15 protein-coding genes and 1 tRNA gene are annotated in these 14658 nt (G+C 67.3%); 8 read left to right on the top strand and 8 right to left on the bottom strand.

The window, feature by feature from the left end:
- Positions 1-50: 50 nt before the first annotated feature.
- Complete coding sequence (locus ASF76_RS04825) at positions 51-1391, top strand: maltokinase N-terminal cap-like domain-containing protein (RefSeq protein WP_055953826.1); 1341 nt, start codon at positions 51-53, stop codon at positions 1389-1391.
- A 198-nt stretch (positions 1392-1589) separates the two neighbouring features.
- On the opposite strand, the gene ASF76_RS04820 is transcribed toward ASF76_RS04825, so the two are convergent.
- Positions 1590-3134, bottom strand: coding sequence for a S1C family serine protease (locus ASF76_RS04820; RefSeq protein ID WP_055953823.1), 1545 nt, complete (start codon positions 3132-3134; stop codon positions 1590-1592).
- 148 nt (positions 3135-3282) lie between these two features.
- On the opposite strand from ASF76_RS04820, the gene ASF76_RS04815 reads away from it, so the two are divergent.
- Both ASF76_RS04815 and ASF76_RS04810 read left to right on the top strand, forming a co-directional pair.
- A complete protein-coding gene (locus ASF76_RS04815) occupies positions 3283-4488 on the top strand; it encodes an aminotransferase class I/II-fold pyridoxal phosphate-dependent enzyme (protein WP_055953820.1) in 1206 nt (401 codons plus the stop codon).
- A gap of 17 nt (positions 4489-4505) precedes the next feature.
- Positions 4506-4859, top strand: coding sequence for a Pepco domain-containing protein (locus ASF76_RS04810; protein WP_055953817.1), 354 nt, complete (start codon positions 4506-4508; stop codon positions 4857-4859).
- 97 nt (positions 4860-4956) lie between these two features.
- On the opposite strand, the gene ASF76_RS04805 is transcribed toward ASF76_RS04810, so the two are convergent.
- Both ASF76_RS04805 and ASF76_RS04800 read right to left on the bottom strand, forming a co-directional pair.
- Positions 4957-5763 (bottom strand): carbon-nitrogen hydrolase family protein, encoded by an 807-nt coding sequence (locus ASF76_RS04805; RefSeq protein WP_055953814.1) that lies wholly within the window; start codon positions 5761-5763, stop codon positions 4957-4959.
- Positions 5760-6257 carry a DUF6328 family protein gene (locus ASF76_RS04800; protein WP_055953812.1) on the bottom strand — a complete coding sequence of 166 codons (498 nt, stop codon included), beginning with the start codon at positions 6255-6257 and terminating at the stop codon, positions 5760-5762. Before ASF76_RS04800 ends, ASF76_RS04805 begins: the two co-directional genes overlap by 4 nt.
- A gap of 83 nt (positions 6258-6340) precedes the next feature.
- Between ASF76_RS04800 and ASF76_RS04795 the strand changes: the two genes are divergently transcribed.
- Positions 6341-6414: transfer RNA gene (locus tag ASF76_RS04795), tRNA-Met, on the top strand.
- Between the two features lie 107 nt (positions 6415-6521).
- Here ASF76_RS04795 and ASF76_RS04790 read toward each other — a convergent pair.
- The 5 genes from ASF76_RS04790 to ASF76_RS04770 all read right to left on the bottom strand — a co-directional run bounded on the left by ASF76_RS04790 (position 6522) and on the right by ASF76_RS04770 (position 10803).
- The gene (locus ASF76_RS04790; protein ID WP_055953809.1) at positions 6522-6734 is read right to left on the bottom strand and encodes a hypothetical protein; all 213 of its coding nucleotides are present in this window, start codon (positions 6732-6734) and stop codon (positions 6522-6524) included.
- A 462-nt stretch (positions 6735-7196) separates the two neighbouring features.
- Positions 7197-7487 carry a Dabb family protein gene (locus ASF76_RS04785; protein ID WP_055953806.1) on the bottom strand — a complete coding sequence of 97 codons (291 nt, stop codon included), beginning with the start codon at positions 7485-7487 and terminating at the stop codon, positions 7197-7199.
- Complete coding sequence (locus ASF76_RS04780) at positions 7487-8449, bottom strand: GDP-L-fucose synthase family protein (RefSeq protein WP_235561253.1); 963 nt, start codon at positions 8447-8449, stop codon at positions 7487-7489. Before ASF76_RS04780 ends, ASF76_RS04785 begins: the two co-directional genes overlap by 1 nt.
- Before the next feature lie 17 nt (positions 8450-8466).
- Positions 8467-9516 (bottom strand): GDP-mannose 4,6-dehydratase, encoded by a 1050-nt coding sequence (gene gmd, locus ASF76_RS04775; RefSeq protein ID WP_055953800.1) that lies wholly within the window; start codon positions 9514-9516, stop codon positions 8467-8469.
- A 30-nt stretch (positions 9517-9546) separates the two neighbouring features.
- Complete coding sequence (locus tag ASF76_RS04770) at positions 9547-10803, bottom strand: glycosyltransferase (RefSeq protein WP_055953796.1); 1257 nt, start codon at positions 10801-10803, stop codon at positions 9547-9549.
- A gap of 55 nt (positions 10804-10858) precedes the next feature.
- On the opposite strand from ASF76_RS04770, the gene ASF76_RS04765 reads away from it, so the two are divergent.
- From ASF76_RS04765 to ASF76_RS04750, 4 genes are all read left to right on the top strand, one after another.
- Positions 10859-11425, top strand: a complete 567-nt coding sequence (locus tag ASF76_RS04765) for an acetyltransferase (RefSeq protein ID WP_055953793.1) — start codon at positions 10859-10861, stop codon at positions 11423-11425.
- Positions 11422-12252 carry a glycosyltransferase family 2 protein gene (locus tag ASF76_RS04760; protein WP_055953790.1) on the top strand — a complete coding sequence of 277 codons (831 nt, stop codon included), beginning with the start codon at positions 11422-11424 and terminating at the stop codon, positions 12250-12252. The genes ASF76_RS04765 and ASF76_RS04760 overlap by 4 nt, the downstream gene beginning before the upstream one ends.
- 376 nt (positions 12253-12628) lie before the next feature.
- Entirely contained in the window at positions 12629-13396 is a 768-nt protein-coding gene (locus ASF76_RS04755; RefSeq protein WP_162240806.1) for a glycosyltransferase, read from the top strand.
- 10 nt (positions 13397-13406) lie between these two features.
- The gene (locus ASF76_RS04750; RefSeq protein ID WP_055953786.1) at positions 13407-14594 is read left to right on the top strand and encodes a lipopolysaccharide biosynthesis protein; all 1188 of its coding nucleotides are present in this window, start codon (positions 13407-13409) and stop codon (positions 14592-14594) included.
- Positions 14595-14658 lie beyond the last annotated feature (64 nt).

Below are 14658 nucleotides of genomic sequence, written 5' to 3'. Positions count from 1 at the left end.
CCGCGCGCAAGTCCTGCGCGACGGGCCCCGTGGCGCGTTAGCCTCACGGCATGGGCGACCTTCTCGATCTCCTCGCTGTCTGGATGCCGCGTCAGCGCTGGTACGGCACGAAAGGCCGCGACCCGCGGCTCACCATCGTGGCCGACTGGCCTCTCGATGACGACGTCCGGCTGCTGCTCGTGCGCGATGAGGCCGTGCACCCGGCCATCGTCTACCAGGTCCCCGTCGCGGTCCGCGCGGAGGGATCGGTTCCGCCTGGCAGCCTCATCGGCGCGTCCGGAGAGGGACAGGTGTGGACGGATGCCACGACCGACGCCGGATTCACCGACCAGCTCTACTCGTGGGTGACCGCCGGCGGCGAGGTCGGCGCGCCCGGCGACGGCTTCATCGGATTCGCCCTCGCGATGTCGGACGGCAAGACGCCGGCAGCGCGCGCGACCGCGAAGGTCTTGAGCGGCGAGCAGTCGAACACGTCGCTGATCTTCCGCCCCGACGAGGGAACCGCCGGCGTGCCCGTCATCTGCAAGCTCTTCCGCCAGGTGAACCCCGGCATCAACCCCGATGTCGAACTGCAGTCCGCTCTGGCAGCTGGCGGTGCCGCGTTCGTTCCGGCGGCCATCGGCGAGGTCCGCGGATCGTGGATGACGCCCGAGGGCGTACCGGTGAGCGGTTCGCTCGCCTTCGCGCAGGAGTTCTTCGACGGCGTCGAGGATGCCTGGCGCGTCGCACTGGATGCCGCCGCGGCCGGCGAGGACTTCGCCGAGCGCGCTCATGCCCTCGGCACCAGCGTCGCGGGCATGCACGTCGCCCTCGCCGCACAGTTCCCCACCCGCGAACCCGACGACGCCGATCGCGCGGCCGTGGTCGGCGCGTGGGACCGACGACTCGCCATCGCCCTCGCCGAGGTGCCGGCGCTGGCCCCCTACGCCGATCGCATCCGTGCGGTGTACGCCGCCGCCGCGCGTGCGCCGTGGCCGTCCCTTCAGCGCGTGCACGGGGATCTGCACCTCGGACAGGTGCTCCACACCCCCTCGAACGGATGGGTCCTGCTCGACTTCGAAGGCGAGCCCCTGCGGCCGATCGAGGAGCGGCTGCTGCCCGACGTGGCCGTGCGCGACGTCGCCGGAATGCTGCGCTCGTTCGACTACGTCTCGGGTGCGGTGGCCGACGACGACGGTGACGCGGTGCGCGCGTGGGTCATCGACGCGCAGCAGGCCTTCCTCGCCGGCTATGCCGATACCGCAGGCGCCGTGCGCACCGACGACGATCCGCTCCTCGCCGCGTTCGAACTCGACAAGGCCGTCTACGAGGCGATCTACGAGACCCGCAATCGTCCCGACTGGATCGGCATTCCGCTGGCCGCGATCGGCCGTCTCGCGCCGCTCGACTGAGGGAGTCGTACCCGCCGGCTCCGGTCCCTTCGACAGGCTCAGGGACCTCCGTCGTCACCGGGCTCGATCGCCCCGGTCGCGGTGGAGGTTCCTGAGCTCGTCGAAGGAACCGTGGTCGGTGCCGCGCTCCGCCGTGACACAACGACGCCACCCCGCGAAACGCGTCGCGGGGTGGCGTCGTGCCCGTGAAGGCGAGGGTCAGCTGGTCGGCATCGAACCGAGTGTCACCTCGGCGGTCCGCTCCTGGCCGCCTCGGAGGTAGGTCACCTGGGCCTCGGCGCCCGCGGCGAGCGCGCGCACCTGGGCGGTGAGGTCGATGGAGTTCGTGACCGGGATGCCGTTGAACTCGGTGATGACGTCGCCCTGGGTCAGGCCCGCGGCTTGCGCTGCACCGCCGCTGACGGCCTCGGCCACGAGAGCGCCGGTGGTGGTCGCCCCCTGCTGGGAGGCGGCATCCTGAACCGACGCGCCCAGCAGACCGTGCGTGGCGGACCCGTTCTCGATGATCTCCGACGAGATGCGCTTGGCGATGTCGGCCGGGATCGAGAAGCCGACCCCGATGTTGCCCGACTGCCCACCCGACGACGAGCCGCCGGCGCTGGCGATCGCGACGTTGATGCCGATCAGCTTGCCCTCGTCGTCGACGAGCGCGCCGCCGGAGTTACCGGGGTTGATGGCCGCGTCGGTCTGGATGACGGCGATCTTGATGGTCTGGCTCGCCGACTGCGACTGCTGACCCTGACCGAAGTCGAAGCGGAACGGGCTCTCCTCCCCGGGCTCGGTCTGCTGCTCGTCGGAGCCGTCGCTGGGTGCGGCCGAGGAGGCGACCTGGATCGACCGGTTCAACGCGCTCACGATCCCGGTGGTCACGGTGTTGGGGAGATCCAGCGGAGCCCCGACGGCGACGGTGGCGTCGCCGACGTTCAGCTTGGAGGAGTCGCCGAACTCGATGGGCGTGAGATCCGACACGTTCTGCAGCTTGATGACGGCGAGGTCGTAGGTGGGGTCGGTGCCGACGACGGTCGCGGCGTACACCTTGCCGTCCGACGTGGTGACCGAGATCCGTGCGTCGCCCGTCTGTCCGTCGAGGGTGACCACGTGGGTGTTGGTGAGCACGTATCCGTCGGCGCTGAGGACGACGCCCGATCCGGTGCCGCCGGCCTGCGAGCCGGTGGCGCTGATGGTGACCACGCTCGGGACGACCTTCGAGGCGACCGCCGCGGTGGCGTTGACGTCCTGCGGGTCATTGACGGTGATGGCCGTGGGACCGGCGACGCTCGAAGCGTTCTCGCCGCCCCAGAGGCTGAGTCCGGCGTACGTACCGCCCAGGCCCGCGCCACCTCCGACGAGGGCCGCTGCCACCAGGAGCGCGGCGATGCGGGGTGCCGAGCTCTTCTTGCGGGCGGGGGTGGATGCCGTCTCGGGCAACGCCAGAGTGGGGTGCGCGTTCGTGGCGGCGGGGCCGAACCCGTGGCCCGTGGGGCTCGGCGCCCCGGAGGGAGCCGAAGCGTAGGCGCCGTGGGCGGATGCACCGGGCTGGGGGGTCGCGGTCCCGGCGGTGGGCGGGGGCCACGCGGCGGCAGCGGCGGCCGGCGAGCGCGTGGGCACCGGCGGCACGTCGGGACGCGAGGTCGCGGCCGGCGGGGTGTGCGCGGCGGGGGCGGGCGTCTCGTGCTGAGGCGAAGGCTCGCTGGTGTGGCTGTGGTCGTTACCCTCGGGACGGTTGTCCGTGGTGTCGCTCATGGGATGCTCCTTCTTCCAGGCGCTTCTACGATGACCACGGATGCTGTGGGTCACCTATGACAGAAGTGAGCCGCCTCTATGGGTCTAGCAGCAACGCACCGCGAAGCATTCCCCCTTGCCCCCGGCGCGCGTGCGGCATGCTGGATCCATGCACCAGCTTCCCGGCGCCTGGCAGCGCACGGCCCGCGGCGCGGGCCTGCTCGCCCCCGACGGCTCCTCGGTCCCCACGATCTTCGCCGAGATGAGCGCGCTCGCCGCGGCCACCGGCGCCCTCAACCTCGGTCAGGGCTTTCCCGACGAGGACGGGCCCGCACCGGTTCTGGAGGCGGCACGGGATGCCATCGCCCGCGGCGTCAACCAGTACGCCCCCGGACGAGGCTTCCCCGATCTGCTGTCGGCCATCGCCGAGCACCAGCGACGGTTCTACGGTCTCGAACTCGACCCGCAGCGTGAGGTGCTGGTCACGGTCGGGGCGACCGAGGCGCTCGCGGCGACCCTGCTGGCCCTGATCGACTCCCCCGACGACGAGGTCGTCGTCTTCGAGCCCTACTACGACTCGTACGCGGCGTGCGTGGCGCTGTCGGGCGCGAAGCTGGTGCCGGTGCCGCTGCGGTGGCCCGACTTCCAGCCCGACCTCGACCAGTTGGCATCCGCGGTCACCGATCGCACGCGGGTGATCCTCGTGAACGACCCGCACAATCCCACCGGCACGGTGTTCTCGCGCGAGGTGCTCGACGAGGTCGTGCGGCTCGCGCATCTGCACGACGCGGTCATCGTCACCGACGAGGTGTACGAGCATCTCGTCTTCGACGGGCCGCACGTGCCGATCGCCACGCTTCCGGGAGCCGCCGAGCGGACGCTCTCGATCTCGTCGGCGGGCAAGACCTTCTCGCTCACCGGATGGAAGACCGGCTGGGTCACCGGCCCCGCCCAGCTCGTGACCGCCGTCCTCGCCGTCAAGCAGTTCCTCACGTACGTGGGGGGCTCGCCCTTCCAGCCCGCGATCGCCGTCGGTCTGCGTCTGCCCGACGCGTTCTTCGCATCGGTCGCCTCCGAGATGGCCGAGAAGGCCCAGCTGCTCGGCACCGGTCTGCGCGCCGCCGGGTTCGAGGTGTCGACCCCCGGCGGGTCGTACTTCACGGTGGTGGATGCCGCCCCGCTCGGCGCCACCGACGCCGACGCGTTCTGCCGCGAGCTGCCCGCCCGCGCCGGAGTGGTCGGCATCCCGCTCACCGCCTTCGTCTCTCCCGCCCACCGGGACCGCTACGCCACGCTGGTGCGGTTCGCGGCGTGCAAGAGGGTCGAGGTGCTCGCCGATGCGGCCGAGCGCCTCGCCGGGATGACGGTGTCGTGAGGCCGGAGGAGCCGAGAATGACCGACGAATGGACCGTTCAGATCTACGTGCCTTCGCCCGCGGCGTCGGGAGAGACTGACGAGCAGGGCACGGGCCGGGCTCCGGGCCTCCGCGACCGCGGCGGCCGAGTGGTCGATGCGAGCGTCGAGGCATTGCGGGAGAACTGGCGCGACACCGTGCAGAAGCTCGTCGAGATCGGTGACGGGATCGATGACGCCGAGTCGGGGTGGGGCGTCGCCGAGATCGAGGTGGGGCTGACCCTGAGCGCGAAGGGCCAGCTGCTGTTCATCGCCGAAGCGGGGGCGGAGGCGTCGGTGAAGATCACGCTGACGCGGCGAGGTGTCGACGTGCGGCCCCCCGCGAAGGACTGAGCGCCCGCGGCACGCGAGACGCCGGCACTCTCGCCTCGGCGCAGCTCGGACGCGCACGACGCCGGTCAGGGCCCCTCAGGGCGTGACGCCTCCAGACTCAGCGAGGGGTCACGCGATAACGACGGAGCTGGAGCGCCGGGTTGACCCGGCGAACCCGCTCGATGGCATCCGGATCGATGTGCGCGACGGCGAGGTCGGTCGATGTGCCCACCTGAGCGACGGTCACCCCCTGCGGGTCGACGATCATCGAGTGCCCCACCCCGAGTGGCGGCGGATGATCGGCCGCGGCGACGAAGAAGGTGTTCTCGATCGCGCGCGCGTGCAGCAACGTGCGCCAGTGATGCTCCTTGAGGGGCCCCCGCACCCACTCTGCCGGCACGAGTGCCACGTCGACGCCCGCGTCGGCGAGCGTGCGCGCGACCTCGGGGAAGCGCAGGTCGTAGCAGGTCATCAGACCGAAGCGCAGTCCGGCGACCTCGAAGGTCTCGGGAGGGGCGATCTCGCCCGGCTCCACCCAGTCGGACTCGCGCTGCCCGAAGGCGTCGTAGAGGTGCAGCTTGCGGTAGATCGCACGGACGCCGTCTCCGCCCACGGCGACGACCGCGTTGCGCACCCGTCGACCGTCGTCGGCCTTCTCGAGCAGACCCGCGACGATCACCGTGTCGAGCTCGCCCGCCAGCACGGTGAGGGCGGCGACGAACGGGCCGTCGATGTCTTCTGCGTTCGCAGCGAGGGTGTCGTCGAACGGGTCGACGAAGTAGCTGGAGTACTCGGGGAACACCACCACGCGCGCGCCACGCTCCGCTCCCGTGCGGGCGGCGGCGGTGATGTGGTCGAGGTTGACGGCGCGCGACGCCACGGGCGCGAATTGCGCCACGGCGACGCCGACGGTGTCCTGACTCATGGCGCGCCCTCTCTCCCCCCGCGCCGGATGAACACCGGCACCACCACCCAGAGTAGGAGGATCACCGCCCCGAGCACGACTCCCGCCGTCACGGCGGCGGCGAAGCCGACCACCACGTCGAACACGAACACCACCACGCCGACGAGAAGAATCGACACGAGCGCCAGCGCTCCCCGGAGGGCGTCATGCCCGAATCGGACGAGCGCGGGCTTCACCTGCAGGTGGAAGACCGCGCGGTGCAGAGCCACGGGTGCGAGCGCCACGACGGCGCTGAGCGCCGCGAGACACACCAGCGCCAGGTAGAACGTCCGCTGCGCCGGGACGAGATCAGCGAACGCGGCCTGGAACGCCAACGCCAACAGGAAGCCCGTGAGAATCTGCGTACCGGTCTGCAGCACCCGCAGTTCTTGCAGGATGTCGTTCCAGTTGCGATCAGCGCGCTGCGCGGGGCTTTCGGGGCGTCCGTCGGCCAGATCATCGAAAGTGTTGCTCACCGGGTCATTCTCTCGCGACACTCCCGGGCTGTGCGTCCCGATTTGCCATGCCGTTCATCTCGGCGTAATGTTTTCTCTTGTGCCGCGGGGTGGAGCAGCTCGGTAGCTCGCTGGGCTCATAACCCAGAGGTCGCAGGTTCAAATCCTGTCCCCGCAACAAGAAGAAGGCCCCGGATCGCGAGATCCGGGGCCTTCTGCCTTTGGTTTCTCGGACGTCCGGCTCCGCGGCATGAGGTCTCCGCGCGGAGCCGGACGAAGCCGTCGTCAGTGGTAACTGCGGTAGCGGCTGGCCGCGGCTGCGGGGGCAGCCACGATGAGAGCGGCGACGAGGAGGAAGACTCCCGTGTCGCCGTGCATGGTGATGATGGCTAGACCCGCCACCGCAAATGCGATGACCGCGGTCCACAGGACGACCGTGGCGAGCGGGGTCGCCCACGTCGGTCGGTCTGCAACATGGTGCGCGTAAGGGTGCTGCATTGCTCCTCGCCTTCGAGTTGCTCTGAAAAACCTGTCCAGGGGGTGCGACAGGGTCGCGCCGGACTACGGCGTCGACTGCGTCGATCGTATGACCATTTCGCATTGGCGACGCAACCCTTGACGGGTGTCGCGGGAAATATGACGAATATCTCTCCACGCGTCCGTCAATCCCCTCCGATGGAGAACTCCGAAACTTGTCCCCCATTAGGGGGACACGTATGATCAGCGAGGCCGATTCGCATTGCGCTTTCTCAGGGCGAGTCGGTGAAGGGGGACGGGGAAAGAGTTGAGCAATGTTTGCACCACTCACGCAGGCGAGGATTTTGATGAGTGAGTTCCTGTTCGGCGCGACGAAGGTCACGTGCGAGACATGCGGGGACTCCGTGCGTCCGCAGCACGCCGTATGGCGCAGCCACCGACCGTATTGCTCGGCGGCGCACGAACACGCTGACCAGCCGTGACTCAGGTCGTCGGCTGCTCCCAGTCGGCGATCCACCAGTCCGAGATCTGCGCCATGTGAGCGGCTGCTTCGCGGTGCGCGTCCGACGAACGCCACTCACCGAACGCCTTGGCGTCGGCGAAGGTGGCGTCCTGAGCAAGGATCGTGCCCTTGCGACCGTCGAGAGACAGCTCGACGGCCCATGAGACGACGCCGACGTGCCTGCCGAGCTCGCGCAGCGTCTTCGCGGCGGCATCGACGTCATCCGTGCCCACACCGTCACGGACGCGGAACAGCACGACGTGCCGGAACATCAGACGCGGAGGGCGCTGGCGTTGTCGCGATACCAGGCGACCGTCCGCTCCATCCCTTCCTCCAGCGAGATGCCGGCGGTCCAGCCCGCGTCGCGGAGGGTGGAGACGTCGAGCAGTTTCTGCGGCGTGCCGTCCGGCTTGGATGTGTCCCAGCGGGTCTCCCCCGTGAAACCCGTCACCCGGGCGATGGTCGCGGCGATCTCGCTGATGGTGACGTCAGATCCCGTACCGACGTTGACCTGACCGGGCCCGTCATAGTGCTCCATGAGATGCAGACAGGCATCGGCCATGTCATCCGCGTGGAGGAACTCGCGTCGGGGAGTACCCGTCCCCCAGTTCGTGACGGTATCCGCGCCCGACGTCGCGGCCTCGTCGTACCGACGGATCAGAGCCGGGAGCACGTGAGAACCCTGCGGTGAGAAATTGTCGTTCGGGCCGTAGAGGTTCGTCGGCATCGCGCTGATCCACGGCAGTCCGTACTGTCGCCGCACCGCCTGAGTGTGCAGGATGCCGGCGATCTTGGCGATCGCGTAGGCGTCGTTCGTCGGCTCGAGGTGGCCGGTCAGCAGGGATTCTTCACGAATGGGTTGATCCGCGAACTTGGGATAGATGCACGACGAACCGAGAAACAGGACGCGCTCGACGTCGTTCGCCAGGGCGGCGTCGAGAACGTTCACCTGAATGCGCATGTTGTCGCTGAGGAAATCGACGGGGTACGTCGAATTGGCCAGGATCCCCCCGACCTTCGCCGCCGCGAGGACGACGTAGCGCGGCTTGATCTCGGCCATGTAGGCGAAGACCGCTTCGCGGTCCTTCAGGTCGAGCTCCGCCGATGTCTTGCCCACGACGTTCTCGAACCCCCCGCGCCGGAGTCGGCGCACGATGGCCGATCCCACCAGACCGCGGTGACCGGCGACGTAGAACGTCGCGTCTCGGTCGAGCTCGCCCGGCGTGTAGGTCACCCCGTCGACGGCTGTCGTCACGCGCGAACTCCCACGAGTTCGCGGTTGCTCCAGCTGGGCAGCGAGACCGTGTCGATCCATTTCGCCCCCTGCTCGAGCGCGACGGTGTCGGCGTCGACCATGAGCCGGGCCAGTTCGTCACCGTGCACGGAGGGCACCCAGCCGAGCTTGTCGGCCGCCTTGCTCGGGTCGCCGATGAGGGCGTCGACCTCGGTCGGGCGCAGATAACGCTCGTCGAAACGCACGTATTCGGCCCAGTCGAGCCCGACATGACCGAACGCCACCTCGAGGAAGTCCTTGATGGTGAAGCCGACGCCCGTGGCGAGAACGAAGTCCTCGGGGGTGTCCGCCTGCAGCATCCGCCACATGCCCTCGACGTACTCGGCGGCGTAGCCCCAGTCGCGGATCGAGTCGAGGTTGCCGAGGTAGAGGTGGTTCTCCTCCCCCGCCTTGATACGCGCGACCGCTCGAGTGATCTTGCGTGTCACGAACGTCTCGCCGCGTCGGGGCGACTCGTGATTGAACAGGATGCCGTTGACGGCGAACATGTCGTACGCCTCGCGGTAGTTCTTTGTGATCCAGTAGCTGTACAGCTTCGCTGCCGCGTACGGGGAACGCGGGTAGAACGGGGTCTCTTCGTTCTGCGGGGGCGGCGTCGCGCCGTAGAGCTCCGATGTGGACGCCTGGTAGAACTTTGTCTGGATGCCGGCGAGGCGCACCGCCTCCAACAGGCGAATGGTCCCCGTGCCCGTCGTGTCGGCGGTGTGCTCCGGTTCGTCGAAGGAGACGCGCACGTGGGACTGGGCGGCGAGGTTGTATACCTCGTCGGGGTCGATCTGGCTCAGCAAGGTGACCATGCGCGCACCGTCGGACAGGTCACCGTAGTGCAGGAACAGCTTGGCTTCCGGGTCGTGCGGGTCGACGTACAGGTGGTCGATGCGACTGGTGTTGAAGGTCGACGCACGACGGATCAGACCATGCACCTCGTAGCCCTTCGACAGCAGGAGTTCCGCCAGGTAGGAACCGTCCTGGCCGGTGATGCCGGTGATGAATGCACGCTTCGTCAAAGTACTAGTGCCGATCTCTTGGGGGTCAGATCAATGAACGCGCTCAGCGCCTACAGGGGCGGTCAGATTGTCGAGAAGACTACAGAACCGGTCGATCGCATTTGTTTCCTCGAGAACCGTCTCTTTGTAACGTTTTCCGCTCGCACCGAATCGACGGCATTCGTCACGGTCGGATGCGAGGAGCTTCGCTCCGTCGAGAATCGCCTCCGGGCTTCCCGCCGCAACGACCAGGCCCGCGCCTGCCGCGGTCACTTCTTGAGCGGTGATGCCCGTCGCGTCGGTCGCCGCGAGCACGGGCCGGCCTGAGGCAAAATACGACGTAAGTTTGCTGGGGACGGCCATTTCTGCCACGCCCGGGAGCTCATTGACGAGCAGGATGTCGGCCGATTGGAGCGTCTCGGCGAATGCCTTGTCGTCCAACGGCGGCAGGATCTGCGTCGTCGTGGGGTGCTCGTCGATACGCTGCTGGAGCTCATCGCGTTGGGCGCCATTACCCACCAACACGAAACGTACCCGCTCGCCCCTTTCGTGAGCCAATCGGCCCGCGTCGACGACGTGCTGTAGCCCCTGCTTGACCCCCATGTTGCCGGTGTGGACGACGACGACATCGTCATCGGACCACCCGTGCGCCCGGCGCACATCGGCCACGTCGACGGGCGGCATCGGCGGGAGGTGAGTCCAGTTGCGGACGACGACGATGCGCTCGCGCGGGATCCCGAAGTCGTGATGGACGCGGTCGGCGAAGCGGTCGTGGATCACGACGACGGTCGACGCCGAGCGCAGCAGCCAGGCTTCCAGGGCTCGAAGGGCACGCGCGGCGAGCCCTCCGCCCTGTCCCGTCTCGACGACGCCCAGACCGTACAGATCCTGGACCCACACCACGAAGGGCGTCTCGCGATGGGTCGCGAGTGCGCGCAGGCGGACGATGGCCGACGACAGAAGAGCCGGAGACGCCGCGACGATGGCCGACGGCTGACCCCATCGAACGAACGCCTGGCGCAGTCCGAAGCTCACCTCCGCGAGCGCGCGGGGCACCAACGTGGGCCGGCGGGGCACGAAATGCAGGACGCGGTCGACGATGACGCCGTCCATTCTTTCGCGCTTCGACCACTGCCCGTAACCCGGCGCGATCTTCCACTCCGGATAATGAGGGTGCGCGACGACGGCACGAACTTGGCGCCCGCGCCGCGCGAGCCCGGCAGCCATTGCACCGGTGTACGGGGAGATTCCCGTAGTCTCCGGGGGGTAGTTCAATCCGAAGACGAGAGTTTGCGAAGATTGGCCCACAATGGCCCATCATACGGCTAGACAAAAGCATTGCACCGACCAAGAAAGGGGCGGCATGAACAGCAGCCCGGTGATCGATCTTTCGAAAGCCCCTGGGGAACGTGCTGCGTGGGACCAGCCGACCTGGAAGGTGTATCTTTGGGCCATCTGCGAGCTGCTTTTCGTCACCAACGCCTGGCAGATCAGTTCGACATTGCGCATTATCGTGCTACGAGCGTTCGGCGCCGAGATCGGTGACGACGTCATCTTCCGCCCGCGCACACGTGTCAAGTTCCCCTGGAAGCTGCACGTCGGTCCCCGCTCGTGGATCGGCGAGGGCGTGTGGTTCCACAATCAGGACCACGTCTTCGTCGGAGGCGATGTCGTCATCTCGCAAGAGACGTTCCTCTCGACTGGCAGCCATGCGCACCGACGCGACATGGCGCTCCTCGTGCGACCGATCCGAATCGAAGACGGCGCGTGGATCACGAGCCGCTGCGTCGTGCTGGGTGGCAGCCGGATCGGCCGCTCCGCCCTGCTGCGACCCATGTCGCTCGTGGCCGGTGAGCACATCGGACCAGGCGAGGTCTGGGGCGGAAACCCGTTGAAGTACGTCGGCGAGCGATTCGAGACTGCGAGATGAAGATGAGCGATATTTCCGTGATCGTCCTGACCAAGAACGAGGAGGAGGGTCTTGCCAACACCCTCCGCGAACTCAGTGACTTCGAAGACCTCATCGTCGTCGACTCGAACAGCACAGACCGGACCGTCGAGATTGCTCACAGCCTGGGCGCCCGAGTCGTTAACTTCACGTGGGACGGCGCCTATCCGAAGAAGAAGCAGTGGTCTCTCGACCATGCGGGGGCGAAGAACGATTGGGTGCTTCTGCTGGATGCGGATGAGTACCCCACTCAGGCGCTCAAGGATGAACTTCGAGCCCTGGAAGGAAAGCTCGCCGCCGCCCCAGAGGGGGCCTTTGACATCCACCTGCTGTATCGATTCGGCGGGCGGCTCTTGACTCATGGCCATGTGGTCACGAAGCGCTCGCTCTTGAACACGAAGCGTGCTCGGTTCCCAGAGGTCGCTGACCTCGACGCGCCCGGGATTCGAGAGGTCGAGGGGCACTATCAGCCGTCCACCTCGGCGCCCATCGGGAAGCTGCGCGCTCGTATCGTGCACGACGATCGGGACCCGGTCAGCAGCTGGTTCGCCCGACACAACCGGTACTCCGACTGGGAGGCTCATCTCGAGATGAACCGCGAGCTGAAGAAGGACATCGCCAGCAAACGCACGGTGAAGGGCCGAATCTTCGACTCCGTTCCGATGAAGCCTTTCCTGTTCTTCATGTACGCATTCGTGGCGCGAGCGGGGTTCCTTGACGGTCGGGCGGGCTTCGACTACGCCGTCGCACTCTCCACCTACTACTGGCAGATCGGCGTCAAGAGGCGGGAACTGCTGCGTGTCGCCTGATCCCCGCGGATCGGGGCTCCGCCTCGTACAGATCGTCAACACACTCGACCACACCGATGGTGGACCTGCGCGCAACGCCTTCGAACTCAACCTGGCCCTGAACGCGCAGCCGCGCGTGGAAGCAGCCCTCGTGTGGATCGCGGGAGACGAGAAAGACTCCGTTTCACGCACATTCTCGGACCAAGGGGGCCACCTCCCACCGACTCCTCCGCGACGATTGCGACCGCGTGGACGACCAGGTGCTCGCGAAGTGGGACTCGGCGGCGCCCTTCGGGAGGTTCGGCGAGCGGACGCGCTCGTGCTACACGGGTACTACTTGTGGTGGGTTCCTCTCTTCACCGCAGCTGGCCTGATGTGCCGCACAAGAGTCTTCCTCATGCCGCATGGAGCGCTCACCAGGTACGAGAGAGGACGCAAGAAGGGCAAGAAGGCCCTATTCCATCTGGCTGCCGGATGGTGGATGAACGACCGGCTCGCTGCGTTCGTCACGGGCTCGGAGGTGGAGAAAGGCGAACTTATCGCCGACGGCATCGGGCGAAGAGTGGAGTACGCAGGGGTGGGTACCGCACTCGTCTCGTCACCTCCTGAAGATCGAGCGCTGGCGGACCCGATCCGCCTGTTGACCATGTCGCGCCTCGCCGCGAAGAAGCGTGTCGACGTCGCCGTTCAGGCGGTCCGGCACCTGCTCGACTCGGGTTTGCGCGTGAGTCTCACCGTCGCCGGTGCGGGCGACTCCGAGACGGAACGCTCGATCAAGGAGGTCATCCAATCTCTCGGATTGACGGATGCGGTGCAGATGGTGGGACTCGTCAAGGGAGAGGCCAAGGAGCGACTCCTTGCCGAGAGCGACATCTTCCTCCTGCCCAGCGAAGACGAGAACTTCGGTATCGGTGTGGCGGAGGCCGCGATGCACGGGCTTTTTGTCGTCGCATCGTCGAAAGTCGCAGCTGCCACCATGCTGAGCGAAGAGAGCGCATCGAAGCTCGACTCGACCGACCCCAGGAGTTTCGCCACCGCAGTCGAGCGTGCCGTCGGCGACCACCCCGTCGGCGCTCGTTCACAGATCAGCGCTGAGGCTCGCGAGCTGTTCTCATGGTCTGCCGTTGCGCAGCGGTGGGTGTCGATCGTCGGCGATCGCTCCTGAGACTGACCACATGAAGGCTCAAATCGCGGGACTCGTCGCCACACGGGGAATTTCGGGTGCAGCACAGGCGCTGGCGCTGATCTTCCTGGCGCGCAACTCGAGCACGGCTGAGTTCGCGGCGGTTTCCGTGGTCAGCGGAATCGCGGTGTTCGTATGCGCATTCGCTGACCTCGGGCTCGCCGGTTTCGTCTCGAAAGCGCGCGCCAGGGGCGAAGACAGCCTTGTGCGCGCGGCCCTACGCGTGAACCTCTGGTCGACTCTGCTCTTCGGGGTTTTGTTCGCGCTATGCGCTGCATTGGCTGCGCCCGGGGGCCTCGTTCTCGCGCTGATACTTCTCAGCGTGGGGTTCTTCCTCGAGAAGAATGCGGACACGCTTCTCGGTGTCGCGATCGCAGACGGCAATAAATCCGTGCCCACCATCTCGATCGTAGGGCGACGCGGCATCAATCTGATCGGAGTGGTGGTCGCGGTCGTCTGCGGCTGGGACGCAACCTTGGCGTATTGCCTCTCGTACGCGGTCGGCGGCGCATTCGCGCAGTTCGTCGGAACCCGTTACGTCCGTACCCGCCTCTCCGAGGAACGGTCTCCTACGCCGCTCCGACAGGTGATCCGACGCAGTTCGCGGTACATGTGGCCATTCCTGGCGGGCCAGAGCAGGCTCCTCGACGCCGCCGTCGTCACGGCATTGACCGGGAGCGACACAGCGGCGCGGTATGCGGCGGTGACGCGCCTGGCCCAGCCCGTGCTCATCATCCCCGGGGCGATCGGATCCATCATGCTGCCGCACGCAGCACGACAATCGGGCAGCTACGCGCGACGGATAGCCATCCGACTGATCGGGGCGACGGCCGCTCTCGCGTTGCTGTGCGCCCCCGTAGCCGTGTTCGGATCGCAGATCGTTCAGTGGCTTCTCGGAGACTCTTACGGGGATACCGGTGCCGCGCTGGGGTGGTCGCTTTACGCCATCCTCTTCCTCGGCGTCGCAACTCCTATGACCAACGCACTTCAAGGACTCGACGATGAAGGCTTCGTGGTGTGGAGCAGTCTGGCCCTCGCAGCTGTCCTCCTCTCGTCGGTTGCAGCGGGGGCCAGCATGGGTGGGGTGACAGGCGGCACCATCGGCTTCTGTCTCGCTACCTTCGTGCGGTGGTCGACCTATCTCATTCGTCTGTACTGGCTGCGAAGGAACCCCCGATAATGCACGGACGCTCCCCCACGGCTCCCTCACGAGTCGCACTGGCCGAATTGGCGGAGTTGATGCT

The organism is Microbacterium sp. Leaf151 (assembly GCF_001424225.1).
In the GTDB taxonomy this organism is placed as follows: Bacteria; Actinomycetota; Actinomycetes; order Actinomycetales; family Microbacteriaceae; genus Microbacterium.
Note: the sequence above shows the minus strand (reverse complement) of the source record. Positions and strands in the feature narration are given on the sequence as shown.